Annotated in this window: 22 protein-coding genes; 12 read left to right on the top strand and 10 right to left on the bottom strand. The window is 36.1% G+C overall.

The features are described from left to right. The first annotated feature begins 46 nt into the window (after nt 1–46). Entirely contained in the window at nt 47–277 is a 231-nt protein-coding gene (locus BCELL_RS13345; protein WP_013489279.1) for a hypothetical protein, read from the top strand. A 153-nt stretch (nt 278–430) separates the two neighbouring features. Here the strand turns inward: BCELL_RS13345 and BCELL_RS13340 are convergent, their stop codons facing one another. From BCELL_RS13340 to BCELL_RS13320, 5 genes are all read right to left on the bottom strand, one after another. Further along, nucleotides 431–904 carry an S-ribosylhomocysteine lyase gene (locus BCELL_RS13340; protein WP_013489278.1) on the bottom strand — a complete coding sequence of 158 codons (474 nt, stop codon included), beginning with the start codon at nt 902–904 and terminating at the stop codon, nt 431–433. A 263-nt stretch (nt 905–1167) separates the two neighbouring features. Further along, on the bottom strand, nt 1168–1917 hold the full coding sequence (gene nfsA / locus BCELL_RS13335) for an oxygen-insensitive NADPH nitroreductase (RefSeq protein ID WP_013489277.1): 750 nt from the start codon (nt 1915–1917) through the stop codon (nt 1168–1170). 277 nt (nt 1918–2194) lie between these two features. Beyond that, the gene (locus tag BCELL_RS13330; protein ID WP_013489276.1) at nt 2195–2563 is read right to left on the bottom strand and encodes a YppG family protein; all 369 of its coding nucleotides are present in this window, start codon (nt 2561–2563) and stop codon (nt 2195–2197) included. 13 nt (nt 2564–2576) lie between these two features. Continuing rightward, a complete protein-coding gene (locus BCELL_RS13325) occupies nt 2577–3011 on the bottom strand; it encodes an Hsp20/alpha crystallin family protein (RefSeq protein WP_013489275.1) in 435 nt (144 codons plus the stop codon). A gap of 218 nt (nt 3012–3229) precedes the next feature. Beyond that, nucleotides 3230–3913: an ABC transporter ATP-binding protein gene (locus BCELL_RS13320; protein ID WP_013489274.1), complete on the bottom strand. Its 684-nt coding sequence runs from the start codon at nt 3911–3913 to the stop codon at nt 3230–3232. Between the two features lie 534 nt (nt 3914–4447). On the opposite strand from BCELL_RS13320, the gene BCELL_RS13315 reads away from it, so the two are divergent. The 6 genes from BCELL_RS13315 to BCELL_RS13290 all read left to right on the top strand — a co-directional run bounded on the left by BCELL_RS13315 (nt 4448) and on the right by BCELL_RS13290 (nt 9622). Beyond that, nucleotides 4448–5548: a mechanosensitive ion channel family protein gene (locus BCELL_RS13315; RefSeq protein WP_013489273.1), complete on the top strand. Its 1101-nt coding sequence runs from the start codon at nt 4448–4450 to the stop codon at nt 5546–5548. Nucleotides 5549–5663: 115 nt separating this feature from the next. Further along, nucleotides 5664–5918, top strand: coding sequence for a glutaredoxin family protein (locus tag BCELL_RS13310; RefSeq protein WP_013489272.1), 255 nt, complete (start codon nt 5664–5666; stop codon nt 5916–5918). Between the two features lie 334 nt (nt 5919–6252). Further along, nucleotides 6253–6819: a hypothetical protein gene (locus tag BCELL_RS13305; protein ID WP_013489271.1), complete on the top strand. Its 567-nt coding sequence runs from the start codon at nt 6253–6255 to the stop codon at nt 6817–6819. Between the two features lie 572 nt (nt 6820–7391). Then, complete coding sequence (dapD, locus tag BCELL_RS13300; protein ID WP_013489270.1) at nt 7392–8111, top strand: 2,3,4,5-tetrahydropyridine-2,6-dicarboxylate N-acetyltransferase; 720 nt, start codon at nt 7392–7394, stop codon at nt 8109–8111. 3 nt (nt 8112–8114) lie between these two features. Then, nucleotides 8115–9254 (top strand): N-acetyldiaminopimelate deacetylase, encoded by a 1140-nt coding sequence (locus BCELL_RS13295; protein ID WP_013489269.1) that lies wholly within the window; start codon nt 8115–8117, stop codon nt 9252–9254. A 116-nt stretch (nt 9255–9370) separates the two neighbouring features. Beyond that, on the top strand, nt 9371–9622 hold the full coding sequence (locus tag BCELL_RS13290; protein WP_013489268.1) for a YkuS family protein: 252 nt from the start codon (nt 9371–9373) through the stop codon (nt 9620–9622). 604 nt (nt 9623–10226) lie between these two features. On the opposite strand, the gene BCELL_RS13285 is transcribed toward BCELL_RS13290, so the two are convergent. Then, nucleotides 10227–11063, bottom strand: coding sequence for a mechanosensitive ion channel family protein (locus BCELL_RS13285; RefSeq protein ID WP_013489267.1), 837 nt, complete (start codon nt 11061–11063; stop codon nt 10227–10229). Between the two features lie 254 nt (nt 11064–11317). Here BCELL_RS13285 and BCELL_RS13280 point away from each other — a divergent pair, with 254 nt between their 5' ends. The 4 genes from BCELL_RS13280 to BCELL_RS13265 all read left to right on the top strand — a co-directional run bounded on the left by BCELL_RS13280 (nt 11318) and on the right by BCELL_RS13265 (nt 15373). Beyond that, nucleotides 11318–11869 (top strand): peroxiredoxin, encoded by a 552-nt coding sequence (locus tag BCELL_RS13280; RefSeq protein ID WP_013489266.1) that lies wholly within the window; start codon nt 11318–11320, stop codon nt 11867–11869. 146 nt (nt 11870–12015) lie between these two features. Further along, nucleotides 12016–12465, top strand: a complete 450-nt coding sequence (locus BCELL_RS13275; protein WP_013489265.1) for a redoxin domain-containing protein — start codon at nt 12016–12018, stop codon at nt 12463–12465. A gap of 340 nt (nt 12466–12805) precedes the next feature. Continuing rightward, nucleotides 12806–13474, top strand: coding sequence for a potassium channel family protein (locus BCELL_RS13270; protein ID WP_013489264.1), 669 nt, complete (start codon nt 12806–12808; stop codon nt 13472–13474). A gap of 543 nt (nt 13475–14017) precedes the next feature. Then, entirely contained in the window at nt 14018–15373 is a 1356-nt protein-coding gene (locus BCELL_RS13265; RefSeq protein ID WP_013489263.1) for a hypothetical protein, read from the top strand. 681 nt (nt 15374–16054) lie between these two features. On the opposite strand, the gene rnjA is transcribed toward BCELL_RS13265, so the two are convergent. After that, complete coding sequence (gene rnjA, locus BCELL_RS13260) at nt 16055–17719, bottom strand: ribonuclease J1 (protein WP_013489262.1); 1665 nt, start codon at nt 17717–17719, stop codon at nt 16055–16057. 1 nt (nt 17720) lies between these two features. After that, nucleotides 17721–17930 carry a DNA-dependent RNA polymerase subunit epsilon gene (locus BCELL_RS13255; RefSeq protein WP_013489261.1) on the bottom strand — a complete coding sequence of 70 codons (210 nt, stop codon included), beginning with the start codon at nt 17928–17930 and terminating at the stop codon, nt 17721–17723. A 445-nt stretch (nt 17931–18375) separates the two neighbouring features. Here BCELL_RS13255 and BCELL_RS13250 point away from each other — a divergent pair, with 445 nt between their 5' ends. Continuing rightward, nucleotides 18376–19152 (top strand): Cof-type HAD-IIB family hydrolase, encoded by a 777-nt coding sequence (locus tag BCELL_RS13250; protein WP_013489260.1) that lies wholly within the window; start codon nt 18376–18378, stop codon nt 19150–19152. Between the two features lie 40 nt (nt 19153–19192). Here BCELL_RS13250 and def read toward each other — a convergent pair whose 3' ends face one another. Next, nucleotides 19193–19774, bottom strand: a complete 582-nt coding sequence (gene def, locus BCELL_RS13245; RefSeq protein ID WP_013489259.1) for a peptide deformylase — start codon at nt 19772–19774, stop codon at nt 19193–19195. A gap of 132 nt (nt 19775–19906) precedes the next feature. Then, nucleotides 19907–20092 carry a YjcZ family sporulation protein gene (locus tag BCELL_RS13240; protein ID WP_013489258.1) on the bottom strand — a complete coding sequence of 62 codons (186 nt, stop codon included), beginning with the start codon at nt 20090–20092 and terminating at the stop codon, nt 19907–19909. Between the last annotated feature and the right edge of the window lie 68 nt (nt 20093–20160).

Below are 20160 nucleotides of genomic sequence, written 5' to 3'. Positions count from 1 at the left end.
TAGAACGTTTGTTCTGTTTTCTTCAGTAGGAGGGAGGAATTTTTTTATGGATACGTTATTAGAAAAAGCAAAAAGTGCGGGAAAACCGATCATCATCATGTACTTATCAAAAAAAGGATTAGTAACAAAGAGGATGGTATCAATAGACCGTTTTGATAGTAAATGGCTAAGTGGTTTTTGTCATTTGAGGAAAAGCTATCGCAGTTTTCATCGTGAAAATATTCTTGCAATTATGCCTGTAACATATAGTGGTATTAGAAAAAATAAAATTGTATAAATAATACAAAAATCCCCTTCGCAAATTCGAGGGGATATATTTGTTGTACTCTCATAGATAAAATAACCTTTGAAAGTATGAACCGTAGAAAATGGAAAGCTAATATTAATGCCCGTTCAATAGCTTTGTATATACTTGAAGGTTATCACTCACCTATACTTCTTCAGAAAAAACTTGTGTCCATTCGTCTTTTTTAGCGAGCATTTTTTCCGCTATTTCTTTTGCCCCATCTAATGAGTGGGATGCAGCCCAACCGCATTGTACTTCATTACATGCTGGAACTTCAGTTGCTTCAAGTACATCGTTTAATGTTTTTTCTAGTAAGTTTAACACATTCTCATAGCTTTCATCATTAATAATAGATAGGTAGAAGCCAGTTTGGCACCCCATTGGACTAATGTCAACAATTTGAGAATGGTGATTTCGACTCAGTTCAGCCATTAAATGCTCTAAAGAGTGAAGACCTGGCATTTTCATATGCTCTTTATTCGGTTGACAGAAACGAATGTCATATTTAAAGATTTTATCTCCATTTACGCCTTCTGTCGTACCAGCTAAGCGCACATATGGTGCAACCACTTTTGTATGATCTAAGTTAAAGCTTTCTACGTTCATTTTCTTCGTCATTTTTTACTCCTCCTTGTGTGTTGGATCTTATTTGTAGCAATGATCATTTAACTAAATATGGCATATAATACTCTGTTTGAAATTTTACTTGCCAGCAAGTAGTACAAGTCATTCTTTCCTTCATCGATGATAGATTGTTTGCCTCCTACATCTATAAATATTGTATCAGTGAATACAACTTTTTCGCCACTGTTTAATAGTTTTCAATATATAGTCGTTGACTCACTTAGTCTTTTATAAATGGACTATTGCAAAAAAAAGTATTAATCTCTCATAAACCCTTTATTTTGAAGGAAGGTTTTCATATGCGTACGCTTTGCTTCCTTTAGCATGTCAGCCATTTGCTCTGTCCAACGGTCTGACCGTTTTCCTTTTGTACGTCTCTCATAATAAGCTGAAACTGTTTTATTATATTCGTCTAAATGATTGATGTACGTTGTTTCATCTTGAAGATACTCTTCTTCATGGTAAATATTATCAAAAGGTAATCGTGGTTTTTGTTCTGTATCTTTTTCTGGTACACCAACCGCTAATCCGAATAAAGGGATGACATAGGAAGGGAGCTTTAACAACTCGGCAACTTTGTCAATATTGTTTCTTATACCACCAATATAACAAATACCAAGTCCCATTGATTCTGCTGCTAATGTTGCATTTTGTGCAGCAAGAGATGCATCAACGATAGAAACGAGAAGCTTTTCAGTACTTTCTAAAGACTTAGAAACATTCACATTCTCTATTTTTCCTGAAACCTCATGGCGGTGTAAATCAGCACAAAAAAGAAAGAAATGTCCGTTTTTTTCTACATAAGGTTGGTTTCCAGCAAGTTCTGCAAGAGTTGCTTTAGTCGTTTTATTTTTCACACCAATAATGGTGTATGCTTGTATGTAGCTTGAAGTTGATGCCATTTGTGCAGCTCTTACTATTGTTTTAATTTGCTCGCTACATAGCGGCTCGTCTACGAAGCTACGAATGGAACGGTGATTAAGTATTGTTTCGATAACATCATTCATATAACATGCCTCCTTACGTTTTAATCTATTTTATCATAAGAAAAACTAAAACCGAGCTTGGTAAAACTCGGTTTTAGTCTTTTCTTAAATGTGGTAAAGAAATGATGCTAGATGTCTTTATAGTAGTAGTGAGTGATCTTCTCGCTACTACGCGTGGCATCATTTCCACCGCCAAATTTATACTCCCATTAAAAAAGGGCTTTAGCAAGGGCACTGAAAAAGTGATGTTCTTTCACTTTTTCAGTGTCCCTTGCAGTAGCCCGTTATTAGAGGTGTATTATTTTTTTGTACCAAATATGCTACCCACGGATTTAACAATAGGACTAATTTGGTTACCTACTTTCATCACTTGGTCAATCGTTGTGGATGTTTTTTCAAAATCAAATTTACCTTCTTCGTTTTTAAAGGCGTTCATGAAGCTTGACTTTGGCTTCGGTGGTTGTGGGGGTTGCGGTTGCTGAAACCCTTGAGCTTGAGCCAAATTACCTCCATTAAACCCTTGTTGTTGTGGTCGCTGTTGTAGAGGTGCTTGTGCCTGCTGCTGAATAGGTTGCTGCCAATACATCTGCTGTGGAGGATATTGTGGTGGGTACACGTTATGATTTGGTTGACGATAGTTTCTTACATGGTTAGGATGAAAAACCATCTCATATACCTCCTTAATCTATTTTGATTTTTTTACGCTTATTTGGAATGCGGATTTTTAGTAACCCATCTTGCAATTTTGCTTTCACTTCCGATTCGTTGACGGCAAAAGGTAATTCTACGACTCTTTCTGAGCGCTCAAATCGGCTGCTTTGTTTGACAATTTGTTCCTTATCGTTTTCTTCTCGAATAATTTCCTCTGATAAAATAGAGATTTTGATGTAATTATGATAAATATCGAGTGTTAATTGTTCTTTGTTTACACCAGGTAGCTCTGCTTCAACAATATACTCTTGTTCGGTTTCATATTGGTATATAGGTATGAACCGAGGAGCTTTTAGGTGCTTAACGGCATCTTGAAAAAAGGAATCAATGGATTGCAAAATATCACCAAATGGCCGCTCACGAAACGGTTGTAAGGAATTTTTCTTATTATCCTGATTCATCATATATCACCTCACATTTTGTTCCCAATAGTAGCGTATGAACAAACTAGTTATTAGGAATAGGCAGGTGTCATATGATAGTCAACTTTTTTACTTTAAAATTTACATAAAATACAATCGCACACCACCTCATTATTCTCATGGTGGAAATTATATAAAAAGGAAATAAAAATAGCTACAGGAGCTATGAGTCTCCAGTAGCTATTAAATAGTCATGACCATTATACTGCAGTATCTTTTTCTTGAAGTTGGCAGTTCTCAAGTTCAAACACACGATCAGCACTTTCCATAATACAAGGGTCGTTACTAGCAATAATGATAGTTGAACAATGTTTTTTTGCATAGCGCATGAGTTGATTTAAAACCTCTTGACCGTCATTGTCAGACAATTCGTTTGTAGGGTCATCAGCTAGGATGAGTTTTGGGTTTGTCATAAAAATACGTCCAATAGTAGTAATGATTTGCTCTTTTGAGCTTAACCCTTCAAAGGACTCATTCATTTTTTCATCTGATAAGCCTAAATGTCGCAAAATCTCGACAGCACGGGATTCGACTTCAACATATTTTGGGTCGTTGGGCGAGATACCTAATAACAAGTTTTGTTTTGCCGTTAAATATGGGATAAGACAACCTTCGTTCGTAATAAACCCAATGTTTTGTAGTCTCCATTCGGTACGTTGTTTAATGGATAATAAATTCTCACCAAATACAGTGACAGACCCTTTGTTTGGTGGTGTCATTGCCGCAATCATGCGTAGTAATGTTGATTTGCCAGATTGTTTTCCACCAGTAATAACTACAAGTTCCCCCTCAGATACGTGTAGATTCATATTGTTGAATAAAACAGTCATATCGGAACCGTTAGAAAATCTCTTTAACACGTTTTTTAGATCAACAGCATACATTGATCGGTCACCTCCGGGTATTTAAATACAAAATTAACTCCCTACTATATATTAAACCATGTTTGGTTGTATTTTGTAACCGTTTCCATTTAAAAAGTTTGATTATTTTATAAATTTAGAAAATTAAACAATTAACATATAGTGAAAACGTAAGTATTCCTGAATCCTTGGAAATAGATATTGATATGCCATCCATCTGTTCCTGCGGGTACTCTCATAATTAACATAGTATTTTATGTTTAATATAAGGATTGAATGGTGGAGTACAAATAATTTTCATCACGTATTTAGATTAATGTGAAATACATTACAAAACAAGGATATCATTATCATAGCCATTTAGAGACGTTATATTATTCGAGAGAGCAATAGTCATAAAAATGTCAAAGTCCTTTATTTAAATTTGTGGTCAAACAATATGTTTGTCTCTATATCGTTTACACTTCTCCTTTTTCAAGTTACTATGATAAAAGAATCCATTTATCTGTTACTTGCGGTACTGATAGAGTCGAATTGGACAAGGAGGAGCAACAATTGACAGAAATTGAAGAAACCGAAGAAATAACAGACCCTATAGAAATGTCAGATTTTTTATTTGATTGGACAGAAATAGGTATTGCGGTTGCAATTATTATCCTATTTTATGTCTTTAGGAAGCTGTTCACAAAATACATATTTAAACTTATTGTAAGAATGTTTAAAACAGTGAAAAGTGAAGTGATAACGAATGTGCTACTCGCGTATGAACAGCCACTAAGAGTGTTTTTTACGATGATTGGTTTTTTCGTAGCATTTAATTACTTACCTTTTCCTGAAGTTTTTGATGATCCTGTCAAAGCTATATTCATGTCATTTATCGTTGTTTTAGTTGCCTGGGGATTATTTAACTTGTCAGGTACAACGTCCCAGCTTTTCGTAAAAGTAGGGCAAAAACTTAATGTTGAAGAGGATGATATATTACTGCCATTTGTATCAAAACTGTTACGTTTCTTTATTTCAGCTATGGCAATTGCCATTATTGCTGACTTATTTGGATTTAATGTGAACGGTTTTGTAGCTGGGTTAGGACTCGGAGGCTTAGCCTTTGCATTGGCAGCACAAGATTCCATTAGCAACTTCTTCGGTGGCGTTGTCATTATAACTGAAAAACCATTTACGACAGGAGATTGGATTATCACTCCAAGTGTAGAAGGAACCGTTGAAGATATTTCTTTCAGAAGCACGAAGGTTCGTACTTTTGCACAAGCATTAGTGACAGTTCCTAATTCCACATTGGCTAACGAAGCAATAACTAACATGACACAAATGGGGAAACGACAAATAACTTTTAAGTTAGGTGTCACTTACAGTACGTCTAAAGAAAAAGTCGAACGCTGTGTGGAACGGATTGATGCGATGCTACGAAATCATGATGACGTTGATCAGGAAACGATCATGGTTCGTTTTACAGATTTTAATGAAAGTAGCTTAGATATCTTTCTTTACTTTTTTACGCGCACAACGGCTTGGGTTGAGCATCTAAAGGTTAAAGAAGATATTAACTTAAAAATTATGAATATTTTACAGGAGGAATCTGTTTCTGTCGCATTTCCAAGTAGGAGTATTTATATGGAAAATCAAAAAGACAATAAGTAATTGTTAAAAAGAGTTTAAAGTTTGTTAAAAAAAGCACAGATTTTTCTGAGATAATTATATATAATAGAATTTGGTTTTTCTTTGTTTAAATATTTATGAGGGGAAGAGAGAACAGATGGAAAATGTCATTGTCGTCTATACAAGCTCAGGATGCTCATACTGTGAGAAAGTAAAGAATTTACTAGAAGAACAAGAAGTAGACTTTGTGGAAAAAAATATTTCTGAGAGTGAGACATTCTTTAAAGAGTGGCGTACAAAAGAAGTATTAGGGACACCTTCAACATTTTTAAACGAGGAAGAAGTAGTTGGCTTTGATAAAAATAAGCTTATTCAATTAGTCGAAAAATATAAAGAGGTAGTAAAAAACTGAGAAGACATCCTTCTCAGTTTTTTTATTTATTTTCAGAAATAATATCCTTTTTTTCCTGAAACCTCAGTAGCGACTTAAACGTCTTATAATATAGATAATATTGTGGTGGGATGTTCAGGATTTTCACCTGTATAGGCTTGCATCGTATTGAGCATGACCTAATTTTGCTTTTGCAGCTACATCCCATGTACTGATAGCATGTCTCTTTTAGTGAATTTAATACATAAAAAATGTGTGAGTATAATCTAGTAAACTCTCTCATATAAATTTAAATGAGAGAAGGTTTAATATATATGAATCGGGTATAGAATAATAAGGAAAGGAGTTAAAATACATGAAAATTCCTAAAAAAATCACGGTACTAGTGATCGCAATAATACTATTTATATCTACTTACTTTTCATTAACATACGCTGCGGACAGTGATCAAACGACTGGAAAAGTAGAGAACAATGAATTGGTTGATAACTTAATAGAAGATAACATAGATCCCAACGAAGAAATCGTATCAAGCTACTTACATGCAATTTTTGTTGAGGAAGATATTCATATTGGAAGTACCAAATCGGATGTAGAGAGTACTTTTGGAATTGCAGATGACGAAGGGATGTATGAAGGCGGACACTTTTTAGACTATGGAAAGCGAACGTATTTCGTCAATCCCGAAACTAGTAATGTAAACGCAATAGCAATTACTGCTGAGCAAGTTGATGATGAGAAGTGGGAGCTTGTGGAAGAAGCACTAAAAAAAGATTTAAAACTAGAAGGTATGAACATGATGGAAGGTCTTTGGATGGAAATTTACGATTGGAAAAACTATGATATCATGATCGAACGTGAAGAAGAGGAAGCAGCGCCATTTTACATTTGGTTAACAGAGGATTCATTATTTACACAGTAAGAGGGTGACTCTAAAGGTTGATTTTTACCTTTCGAGTCACCCTTTAGAATGTCTATGGCTTATTTTGTTCTGCTTGTTGTTTTGAGGACGGAGAACAGGCCTGGAAATAATAAATTTAGAAAAAAATAAATAATGTATGATAATAAGTTAAAATAATATAAAAGTGGTTGGTTAGTGGATATTTTATTTATAATGGTGTAGTAAACGTTGATTGTCACGAAAGGTGCGAGACGCTTACAGGATAGCATTAGTTGAAGTTCCCACAGTGTGATGCCAATGGCTCATTTCGTTGCGCGATTACGATGAAAACCCATAGTAGTGTCGCAAAAAGTTGCAACGTCTAAGCGCCGAAGATGTCTCGACCGATGAAGCTTCACTGGAAGAGGAAGAGATAAGAGAGCGTCCTGAAACGAAAATCAACAGCAAAGTTTAACAAAGCGCCATAATAAATAAAACTAATGATACTAATTTTACGAAAATGGACAATCTTTGTCGCATTTTCATTGCAATTCTTTATATGAATGTCTATGATAAAATATGTATTTATAACAATGCTTAGGAGGAGTAAACAAATGAAAATGATGGATGCAAATGAAATTATTAGCTTTATCTCAAACAGTGAAAAATCAACGCCTGTAAAAGTACATATAAAAGGCCAACTAGAAGGGATTAATTTCGGTCAAAAAACGAAATCATTTATTACAGGAGACACTGGTGTTCTTTTTGGTGAGTGGAAGGAAATTCAACAAGCTATAAAAGAAAACGAAGCTAAAATCGAAGACTTTGTAGTAGAAAACGATCGTCGTAACTCTGCAATTCCTTTATTAGATATGAAAAATATTCATGCTCGTATTGAGCCTGGTGCCATTATTCGCGACCAAGTGGAAATTGGAGATTCTGCAGTCATTATGATGGGAGCTGCAATTAACATCGGTTCTGTTATCGGTGAAGGTACAATGATTGACATGAATGCTACTTTAGGAGGACGAGCAACAGTAGGGAAAAACTGTCACATCGGAGCTGGCGCTGTATTAGCAGGTGTTATTGAGCCACCTTCGGCTAAGCCAGTTGTAGTAGAAGATGGTGTAGTAGTTGGTGCTAATGCTGTCGTACTTGAAGGGGTAACAGTCGGTAAAGGAGCTGTTGTTGCTGCTGGTGCGATCGTTACTGAAGATGTTCCTCCAAACACAGTTGTTGCTGGAACTCCAGCTAAGGTAATTAAAGAAATTGATGAGAAAACTAAAGGGAAAACTGAAATTAAACTAGAGCTTCGCAAATTAAATGAGGATTAAAAAATGACTAACGATGCGTTATCGTATTCCGTTACTCCTTTTGTTCATATTAGGCGTGACCTCCATGAAATACCTGAGATAGGCTTTCAAGAAAATAAAACACAAGCGTATTTACTGGACTATATGAATAGTCTATCTGGAAAACATATTGAAGTGAAAACGTGGAAAACAGGGATTTTAGTGAGGGTTCAAGGTCTAGAGCCTAAAAAGACAATCGGGTATCGTACAGATATTGACGGCTTACCAGTAAGTGAAGAATCAGGTTTATCTTTTCCTTCGAAGCATGAAGGGATGATGCACGCATGTGGGCATGATTTTCATATGAGTATTGCTCTAGGAGTGCTCACATATTTTTCACAAAATCAGCCTCAGGATAACCTGCTGTTCGTGTTTCAGCCAGCGGAAGAAGGACCTGGTGGAGCAAAGCCAATGCTTGAATCCGAAGAGTTTTTAGCGTGGAAGCCTGATCAAATGATTGCGCTCCATATTGCGCCAGAACTTCCTGTCGGTACGATAGCCACGAAAACAGGATTATTGTTTGCAAATACGAGTGAATTATTTATTGACTTAAAGGGGAAAGGTGGTCATGCAGCTTATCCACATCAAGCTAATGATATGGTCGTAGCAGCTAGTCACTTTGTCACCCAGCTTCAGGCAATCGTTGCTAGAAATGTTTCACCATTAGATTCAGCAGTTGTTACTATTGGAAAAATCACTGGTGGAACGAAGCAAAATATTATTGCAGAAAATGCTCGTTTAGAAGGAACTATTCGTACTTTATCTATTGAGGCGATGGAACGAATTAAGTCACGAATTGAAAATATTGCTCGTGGCATTGAAGAGAGCTTTGAATGTAACACGTGGATTGACTATGGAGCCAACTATTGCCAAGTCTATAATTCAGAGGAGTTAACGGAATCGTTTATTCATTTTGCGAAAAATTCACCGCACGTTACATTTCAATCATGTGAAAAAGCGATGACTGGGGAGGACTTCGGTTACTTCTTAGAAGAGATTCCAGGTTTCATGTTCTGGCTTGGTGTAGAGAGTGAACACGGGCTTCATTCTTCTAAGCTTAACCCGAACGAAGAAGCGATAGGTTGTGCAATACGATTGTTGATTGACTATTTAAAAAGTGAATAATTTTGACGCGCTAAAGGATGTAATGCATCCTTTGCGCGTTTTTTTACTTTATTTTAGAATAAATGACAAAATTTTGGTGACCTTAAATGGTGTAACAATTAAAGGAGGTACATATAATGGCAAAAATTGGTGTAGAACAATCATTAACGGATGTACAACAAGCTTTACAAGAACGAGGATATGATGTTGTTCAGTTAAATCAAGAACAGGATGCTGCTGGCTGTGATTGCTGTGTAATTACTGGACAAGATAGAAATGTTATGGGTATGCAAGATACAACTACGCAAGCTTCAGTAATCGATGCACATGGACGAACTGCTGATGAGATTTGTCAGGAAGTTGAACAACGTATAAATCAACAACAATAATACTTTTAGTACCAAATATTGCTGTTTATTTGGCTAGAAACGCTAGGATAGTTAGTCTGTTTGGGGCTAACTATCTTTTTTTTCATTTGGTTTTGTGTGTCGGTTAGTTGATTAGCTGAATCTGTCTTAGAATACTGAAAGGTAGAGATGGCACGAACTACCGTTTTCCCTTGAGCAAATAAAAATAGTAGTGAGGTAAGATGGCGAGTCGACAACTGCCCTTGAGCAGAGAAAAAAGAGTGTGGAGGTAAGATGGGAAGCTGCCATCTGCCCTTGAGCAAAAGAAAAAGAGCGTGAAGGTAAGATGGGAAGCCGCCAACTGCCCTTGAGGCAAGGAAAAAGAGTGTGAAGGTAAGATGGGGCTCCGCCATCTGCCTTTGAGCGAAGAAAAACTATTGTGAAGGTAAGATAGCGAGCTGAAGACTTCACTTCACACTATACATTAGATTGTGGATGTAAATATACTCATTCACTAACAGCCTCTCGGTAAGTATAGTAGAACACCTTCATCATTTATTTATGGCCACCATAATAATGACACAGTTGCCTCAACTAAGGAGACCACTGTGTCACTAGAAAACTCAAACACCTCTTCGACATGGCTTTATTGTTTTTTTTCAATATAGACTTGATGAGGAAAAGGAATTTCAATATTATTTGCATCAAGTGATTCTTTAATTGCTTTTCTCAGTTTTCTTTCAACAGCCCACTGTTCCATATTCTCTGTTTTGGCAATGATACGTATAACGACATCACTATCTCCGAGAGATTGAACTCCGACTACATCAGGGCCTTCCTTGATGGTGCTTTCGTTTGCGGCAACAGTATCACATGCGTTTTGTATCACAGCAATGGCTTCATCAATATTTTCATCATATGCAATACTAATATCAACTAATGCTCTCATATTAGAGCGTGAGTGGTTACTGAGGCTACCAATTTCTCTGTTCGGTATAAAATGAACTGTACCATCAAATCCTCTAATTTTAGTAGTACGAAGTCCAACTTCCTCGACAATGCCATCAATACCTGCTACTGTTACGTATTCCTCCACTTCAAGTTGCTTTTCAAGAAGGATAAAGAATCCAGTGACGATATCGCTTACGAGACCTTGGGCACCAAAGCCGACTGCTAAACCAATAATACCAGCACCTGCTATTAATCCGGTAACATTAAATCCGAAAATTCCTACGATAAAGGTGAGAACGATAAAAATAAGTATGTAGGAAAAAATATTCAATGCTAACTTTTCTAATGTTTTCACACGTCCAACAGACATGTTCTTTTGGGAGCTCATACGTTCAAAGCTGTTTCTGATGAGCCTGGTTCCGATAGCTCGTACAGTAAAGAATACAGCCAATATAATTATTAATTGTATTGCACCAGTTAATAAATTTGTCAAAATTGAATCCCAATTAATGGACTGTAACCATTCGTTCATTTTATATCTCCTTTCACTTTCTATTAAATCAACGTTCATATATTCTAACATAAGATTAATTCCATAAAAAACAATATGGTCTACTGTATTAATACTATTTAACTGAGAGTGTCAATATATGTGGAGTACTTTTAAGAAATTAGACAATAATAATAAAGAATTTGTCAAACATGCACACATGCTAATTGACTCATAATAATGCCTATTTTATAATAACTGGTATAATTTAGTAGATCTCATAGGAGGGATACATAATGTCAGACAAGCGTATGGTCGCAAAGCAAGCTCCTCGTTTTGAAATGGACGCTGTTTTACCGAATAAGGAGTTCGGAAAGGTAAGCCTTGAAGAAAACATGAGTAATGACAAGTGGACAGTATTATTTTTTTATCCGATGGACTTTACTTACGTTTGCCCAACTGAAATTACATCATTAAGTGATCGTTACGATGAGTTTGAAGACTTAGATGCAGAAGTAATTGGTGTATCCACTGATACAATTCACACACATAAAGCATGGATTAATACGAGCCGTGATGAAAATGGATTAGGTGAATTAGCTTATCCGTTAGCTGCAGATACTAATCACTCTGTTTCGCGTGAATACGGTGTACTTATTGAAGATGAAGGAATCGCACTCCGAGGATTATTTATTATAAGTCCAGAGGGTGAATTAATGTATTCTGTCGTAAACCATAACAACATTGGTCGTGATGTGGATGAAACGTTAAGAGTATTGCAAGCACTACAAACTGGTGGCCTTTGTCCTGCAAATTGGAAGCCTGGTCAAGATACGCTCCATGTATAATGAAATAAAGAAAAGACGTTAAATGAGGCTGTCCTGAAAGCTAGAGGATGACTCAAAAGTAAAAAATAGACTTTTGAGTCATCCTCATTACGTTTTTCTTAATCATAATAAACCCTTATAATTGAAAGAAAAAGAGGTGGTAAACGATGAAATTAAGGACTCCAATGCCTGAACTAGACGGGGCTACAGATTGGTTAAATGGTGAAGTTACAAAAGAGGAGCTTGTAGGTAAGAAGGCAACACTTATTCATTTTTGGTCCATTAGTTGTGGTCTATGTAAAGATGCTATGCCAAATATAAATGAGTTTCGTGATAAATATAAAGATCGATTAAACGTAATCTCGGTACATATGCCTAGGTCTGAAAAAGATTTAGATTTAGAAGAAATAAAAAAAGTTGCTGCAGAGCATGATATTAATCAACCAATATATATAGACAATACCCATAAGTTAACAGACGCGTTTGAAAACCAATATGTTCCGAGCTATTATGTTTTTGATGAGGAAGGGCTATTACGTCACTTTCAAGCAGGCGGTGGCGGAGTAAAAATGCTAACAAAGCGAATAAACCGTGTTTTAGGGATAAAAGAAGAATAATAATTACTGGAGGTTGCAATGGCTTGTAAAAGTCTTTGGCAACCTCTTTATTTATTGTAAAAGAATATCGTAGATAATACGATTTCTTTATAGAAGTGAAATTAACATAATTTTAAGTCGGCCAACTTTTTAACCGCTTATAAGGCGAAACGTGTGACGATAAACTAACAATTGCTTATGGCTCAATTTAAACATATGACTGTGAAGCATAATCAATATTAATATAAAACGAATGAATCTTTCATCTTTTGTAAGTACTTGTCATTGCATGATCAGAAAATCCTTTGTATGATGAAAGAAAACGTTTGTCGCTGTATTGATAATGGAGGAAGAAGCCGCTATGAAAAAACAATTTGCAGTTATCGGTTTAGGGAGATTTGGTGGAAGTATATGTGAATCATTAAGTAAGCAAGGTATGGAAGTTTTGGCGATAGATACAAATGAAGATAAAGTGAACCGTTTTGCAAACGTAGCAACCCACGCTGTTGTGGCAGACTCTACAGATGAAAATACATTAAAAAGCTTAGGTATTCGTAATTTTGATCATGTTATCGTAGCTATTGGAGATAATATTCAATCTAGTATACTGACAACATTAATGCTCGTTGAACAAGGTGTTAAGCATATAACAGTAAAAGCGCAAAATGATTACCATGAGAAAGTTTTAAATAAAATAGGTGCACATAAAGTAGTTCACCCAGAGCGTGATATGGGGGTTAGGATAGCACACAACATTGTTTCAAAAAATGTTCTAGATTATCTTGAACTATCTGACGAATATAGCATTGTCGAGCTAATGGCCGGAACGACTGTGAATGGAAAAACGCTTATTGATCTAGATATTCGAGCTAAGTATGGATGTAACATAATGGCAATTAAACGAGGGGAAACAATTGATGTATCACCGAGTGCAGATGTCTCTTTATTAAAGGGCGATATACTCATTGTGATAGGTGCTGATTCTGATATAAATAGAATGGAGCACGCTTTATTTGATGATGAAGACTAAATAAATAGTTTAATAAAAACGGACATCTTTTTATGTTGATGTTCGTTTTTATTTTAAAGTTCATTTAGAATGGATTAAATACAGTTAAATTGATTACCACAACCGGTGCAAATGAAGAGAAACCGACTAAATTTAATGGATTGCTAATTTTTTATTGATTAAATGGTGTTACTCTTCTTACAATCTTACAAAATAACCCCTCTAGCGAACTCTGGAATCTCCTCTGAGGGGAGAGAGGAGACCATGTAGCCATCATTCTCGAACGGCTATTACGAGAACCAATACAGTTCATCTCCTTATGGACGGTAGTTTCGTAGAGAAAGGAGCGGAAATTATTTATTTTTATAGATCATAAATTTTGGGAATCAACAAACAAAACAATAAAACAAACTATAAAAGTCAAAAAATTTCAAGTTGTGTTATCTGAATATTCCGACCGATTATTCCAAAATGTTCCAAATGTGATAGAATTATATATAATATATATGTTTCGTTCTATCTGCAAGTAGCATATGTAAATAATATTTAAAGGAGTTTTTTTCGTTGAAGTGGTCATGGTGTTTTCTTTGTTTTGGTGTAATCTTAGTCTTTTTGCCAATTTTGTCCCTTTCCTCAAACTCTAATGATTCTTATGAGATCGAAGTAAAAGCGCCGGAGCATAGTTTATTGTTTGTATCTGAGGAAATAGAGCTGTCAAATGGGGGGGATATTCAAGAAAAACGAGGGATCGCAACGGATTCTTTAAAAGAGATAGATTTTCATATTACAAGAGGGGCTTTAGATTATAATGTTATTTCTGCAGATAAGGTTAACAGATCTGCTCTAAACCAACATAATAACATTGCAATCTCTGCAAAAGATATTAGTGAAGGTGGAAAAGCTAAGGATATTTTTAGTGAAGCGATCCAGGCTGACGCTACAATTCACTTATATGGGGAAGTAACTCCTAGGGTATTTGCTGAGTATTTAGGACAAGAGTATTTGTACGTCAATACTTACCCTATCGATGTAGAAACTAACAGAGAAAATATAGATCTCCCTATAAAGCATTACTTTACTCAAGAGCTAGACGCAGAGTATGCTTTGAAAGGAGAAGAATTTATTGTTGAAGAAGATAAAGAATTTAATGTAATATCAGTAGAGTTTGAAAATGGTGAGCCTGTTAGTATTCTCTTTTCCGAATCAAATAAAAATAACCTTGCTACTGAAGAATATTTAGAAACTATTCTCTTTTCCTTAAGTACAGATATAGAAAAAGAGGGTGATGTGTCATTCAACGACTACAATGACACTACTTCGTGGATATCTAACTCAAAAGTAACTGGAGATCATAGCAGGACACCTATCGACTCAAGGTATAGCTTAACCAGAAGTATATATTGTGACCGTGAAGGGATTTTATCAGGAAGGACGATTACAGATTGGTGGTTATTCTCTATTGATAACAATGATGCTAACTACGACTACTTCAATCTGGAGTCAGCAACACAATATAGAGAATTTAATGGAGCTAGATTAGTTCGAACTGAAAGCTGGTATAGAATGGTGTATGATAACGATGAGTTAAGAGATTCAGATCCTGCAAGTACTAATTGGGGTTCCAATTCCTTTTCTGTATCTATTCCTTGGGGTTTTAATTACAATTGGGATACAAATAATAGCGCTTCTGTAAGTCATATACAGGACAGAGCAGCTGATTATGCGGTATGGACAGTTTCAGGATTACGTAATTACGATGAGTTTAAACCGGGACTCGCTGCGGCTACTATTGAGAGCAGAAGATATGTGGCGATAAATTATCAGGTTCACAGCACATGGGAGATTCCATGGGGACCATTAGGTGGTGTTTATCAAAAAACTGATAGACCAGGATCTATGTGGGCCAGATATTCTTACTAGTGTATGGATTGAGGTTAAACAAACCACACTGAATACAAAGAGTATTCAGTGTGGTTTTTTAGGTATCAAGCTTACCTATTTAAGGTAATAATTAGTCACATATAAAGGGACAGAGGGTGAGTCCTTTAGCGAAAACAGGAACAATCGTTTTTCAATTAATAACAAACCCATTAAACCAAGTACTTATCAAAAATAACTTCATAAAATTTCTACGGCGGAAGTTTTTAAAACAGAGAAGAGGTGCACTTACCATATGCAGAATAGAAAGGAAACTGAAAAAGTGGTGTTTACTTTTTCAGTTTCCTCCTTGAAGCTCGTTTTTAGTCTTTACTTAGAAGCAGTGGAATTTCGCCGTAGCTCTTAAAGTACTAGTGAGTGTTTTTTCGCTAGGGCTACGCTCGTCGCTCGCCTGATAGGAAAAACCCACTCCTATCAGGCTTTTAAACGATTGCGACGGCTACGCACATTTACGTATGGCGATAAAATACCACTGCCAAATTTATACATATCTTTTCAAAAAACAGGCTGTCCCAAAAGCTATTATATTTTCTGGCAATGCTCCACTCGCCCATTATAAGAAATTCACTTATAATGGGCTTTAAGAGATTGCGGAGGCTCCGCAGAATGCTTAGAGGATGACTCATAAGGTGAAATTCGACCTTTTGAGTCATCCTCAACTAATTATATCTCCATAATGATCGGTAAAATCATAGGCTTACGTTTTGTTTTCTCGTACAAGAAAGGTCCAAGCATGTCTGTTATTTCATTTTTAATTTCAGACCACTGTGTCGTTTTTCTTTCCATTAATTCATTTAAATGTTCTGCTAGCTTTGCTTGTGCCTCATTAATCAAGTCGCCAGATTCTCGCATATAGACAAAACCACGTGAGATAATATCAGGGCCTGCGGAAACTTTAAATTCTTTCATGTTTAAGCTTACAACGACAACTACTAAGCCTTCCTCTGAAAGGATACGACGATCACGAAGTACGATATTCCCGATATCACCTATACCATTTCCATCAACGTAAACGGAACCAGATGGTATTTTTCCAGCCAGACTGCCCTCACTCTTATCAAGAGCTAGTACATCTCCATTGTCCATTAGGAAGCAATTCTCTTCAGGCACTCCACAATCGACTGCGAGCTTGGTATGCATTTTTTGCATCCTGAATTCTCCATGAATCGGCATAAAGTATTTAGGCTTCATTAATCGAAGCATAAGCTTTTGTTCCTCTTGGCCACCGTGCCCTGAAGTATGAATATCATTTAATGATCCGTGAATGACTTCAGCACCAGCGCGATATAGTTGGTTAATGATTTTACTAACGCTTAATGTATTACCTGGAATTGGTGAAGATGAAAATACGACAGTATCGCCAGGTATAATTTGAATTTGCCTATGAGTACCATGAGCAATGCGTGAAAGTGCAGCCATTGGTTCCCCTTGGCTTCCAGTACACAATATAGTCACTTGGTCAGCTGGCAGTTTATTAAGCTGTGAAGCATCAATGAAGGTGCTTTTTGGTGCTTTGATATAGCCGAGCTCTAACCCAATATTAATAGCAGATTCCATACTTCTTCCAAAAACAGCAATTTTACGTCGGTATTTTACTGCTGCTTCTACTGCTTGCTGTAAACGGTAAATATTTGAAGCAAAGGTTGCAAATATAATTCTACCTTCAACCGATCGGTAAATTTGGTCAATACTTTCACCAACTTTACGCTCTGACATTGTAAAACCAGGAATTTCACTGTTTGTACTATCTGACAGTAAGCAGAGCACACCTTCTTCACCGATACGGGCCATTTTTGTTAAATTCGCTGGGTCTCCTACTGGGGTAAAATCAAATTTGAAATCACCTGTGTGGACGATATTTCCTGCTGGAGTCTTAACTACAATGCCGTAAGAATCCGGAATACTATGTGTTGTTTTATAAAATGAGACCGATGTTTTTTGGAATTTAACAATTTCATCTTCATGAATCTCACGTAGTTGTGCACCACGCATTAAACCGTGTTCTTCAAGTTTATTACGAATTAAAGCTAAAGCCAATTTTCCTCCATAAATAGGAATATTAATTTCACGCAATAAGTACGGAACGCCACCGATGTGGTCCTCATGACCGTGTGTAATAAATAACCCTTTTATCTTGTCCTGATTTTTAACTAAGTACGTATAATCAGGTATGACGTAGTCTATTCCAAGAAGTTCATCTTCTGGAAATTTAATCCCTGCATCGATGATGATAATTTCATCTTGAAACTGGACTCCGTACATGTTTTTTCCGATCTCGCCTAAACCCCCTAGCGCAAAGACCGCAGCTTGATGATTTTTCGCCTTCATATTACACATTCTCCAATTTAAAATCTTCACTTTGTTGTTCATAGTCTAACGAATCACCTTGTAGGGGGGTTATAAATTCAATGTTGTATTTGCGATCCGCTAACTTCTTTCTTACTTCCTCTTCACTTTCTGCTTCGATGTACAAAGCTTCCGTTTTTTCACGAACTGGTGCCTCATACGTGTCTTGTTGATAGAAAATCTTAAAAATCATAATAATCCTCTCCTTGCTTTATTTATAATGTATTAAATACGATAGGATCATTTATCAATTGATACTTCCAATGTTCAAATTATTTCTCCTATGTATGTTATCCCCAAGTTATTCAATTGTATAAACAACGATATTATTATACAAAATTTATAAGATAAAGGATAATCCTTCTTTCCCCTTTGAGAAAGAAGGATTTAGCCAATTATGCATATAAATTTTTTGGGAGTAAATCCCGACAACGTTTCAATATTCGTTCTCTCCACCTTTTCAACATTTTAAACCCTCCTTCCTCGCAATTCAAGAATAACGATTCTTTTTTTTTATTGTTTGTCACTTTTCTAAAATCTTGTCCGGCAAAGTATGGAAATTCCTTTGACAAAAAAGCGTTCGAAATGTAGATTTAAGTAATATAAAATTTATTTTTCAATAAAGGATTGTTGGTAAAATGGATAAAAAAGTTGTTTTTTTTGATATTGATGGAACGTTACTAAATGAAAATAACGTAATACCCGAGTCAACTAAAAATGCGATTAAAGAGCTTCAAAAAAAAGATAATATATTTGTAGCTATTGCAACAGGAAGAGCTCCTCTACATTTGAGAGAGATATCCTCACAATTGGGAATTGACTCGTACGTAAGCTTTAATGGTTCTTATGTAGTGTTTAACGGAGAAGTATTGTCTAGTAACCCTTTAGCAAAAAAAGAAATGTTAGAGCTTGAGGCGAGGGCGAGAGAAAATGGTCATCCAATGGTCTTTTTAAACGAGTCTGATATATATGCTAATGTGTCCGACCATCCTGCTATTTTATCAAGCATGGGATCACTGAACTTGCCTCATCCTGATAAGCATGAATCGTTTCACCATGACAACAGTATTTACCAAGCTTTATTATTTGTGGATAAAAATGAAGAAAGCTTCTATTCTACAAATCATGCATTTTTTGATTATGTACGTTGGCATGAACGTGCCATTGATGTTTTACCTTCTGGCGGCTCTAAAGCGAAAGGTATTGAAAACATGTTGAAGGAATTAAATATTGATAAAAAGGATGCTTTTGCATTTGGTGATGGATTAAACGATCTAGAAATGCTTCAATATGTAGGTTGCGGTATAGCGATGGGGAATGCAGTAGAGGAAGCGAAAAAGGCAGCTGATATCGTTACAGATCACGTAAATGATGATGGCATTTACAAAGGATTAGTTAAAGTTGGATTATTATAAGAGGGAAAACGCCGATAATCCATAGGATTTCGGCGTTTTTTTATGTTAATGGCTCTTCATAGTCATTTCGCTTTATGATTTCATTAGGGGGGAGTGGTTCTTTAAATGGATCACTGCCTTCTATACGGTCGTAAAACATAATGCCATTTAAATGATCAATTTCATGTTGAAAAACAATGGCAGGTAACCCTTTTAGCTTTAAAGTAATTTTTTCTCCGTCGATCGAAGTACCCTCCACTTTAATTCGGGCATATCGAGGGACGATACCTGGAACTTCTCTATCAACTGACAGACAGCCCTCTCCATTTTCTAAATGAGTCGTTTCAATTGAATGACTAATAATCTTAGGATTAAATAATCCAACTTCAATGAGGTTTTCATTATGGTCGTCAACCCTTACAGCAATCATGCGTTTACTAACATTGATTTGTGGAGCCGCTATCCCAACTCCGGGACGTAGATCATATTTTTCCGCAATTTCCGGGTCTTGACTATGTATGAGAAAGTCAATCATATTTTGCAAAATGGCTGTATCTTCTTCGTTTGCTGGAAGGTTCACTTCTTCAGCGCGTTTACGAAGTGTTGGATGTCCTTCTCTAATTACATCTTTCATTGTCAGCATCATCATTCTCCTTTCAGAAAAACAAAAACAAAGTGTTATTTTCTTTATCTAGTCATACTATATATTATTATAGAGAAAATAAAAAGTATAAGAAAAAACGAGAGTAATAATACTCCCGTTTCTTAAATAGTGCTATGCGTAATATCTATAAGCACCGGCACCAATGATAATGATCAAGATTAAAAGAACGACTATTAACGCAATCCCGATGCCCGCTCCACTGTGCCCATAAGTAGGAGCAGCAGGAGCTACATATACAGGTGCACCATAGCCATAGGAGCATGGACCATAAACATTTCCACCACCATATCCGTACATGGCAATGCCTCCTTTAATTTAGATGATATCCTAACTCGCCCTCTAAGCGCGGTATAGTACTATGCTAT

This window comes from Evansella cellulosilytica DSM 2522 (assembly GCF_000177235.2).
GTDB classification, from domain to species: Bacteria; Bacillota; Bacilli; order Bacillales; family Salisediminibacteriaceae; genus Evansella; species Evansella cellulosilytica.
The sequence above is the reverse complement of the archived record's forward strand: the minus strand, read 5'-3'. Positions and strand labels throughout refer to the sequence as shown.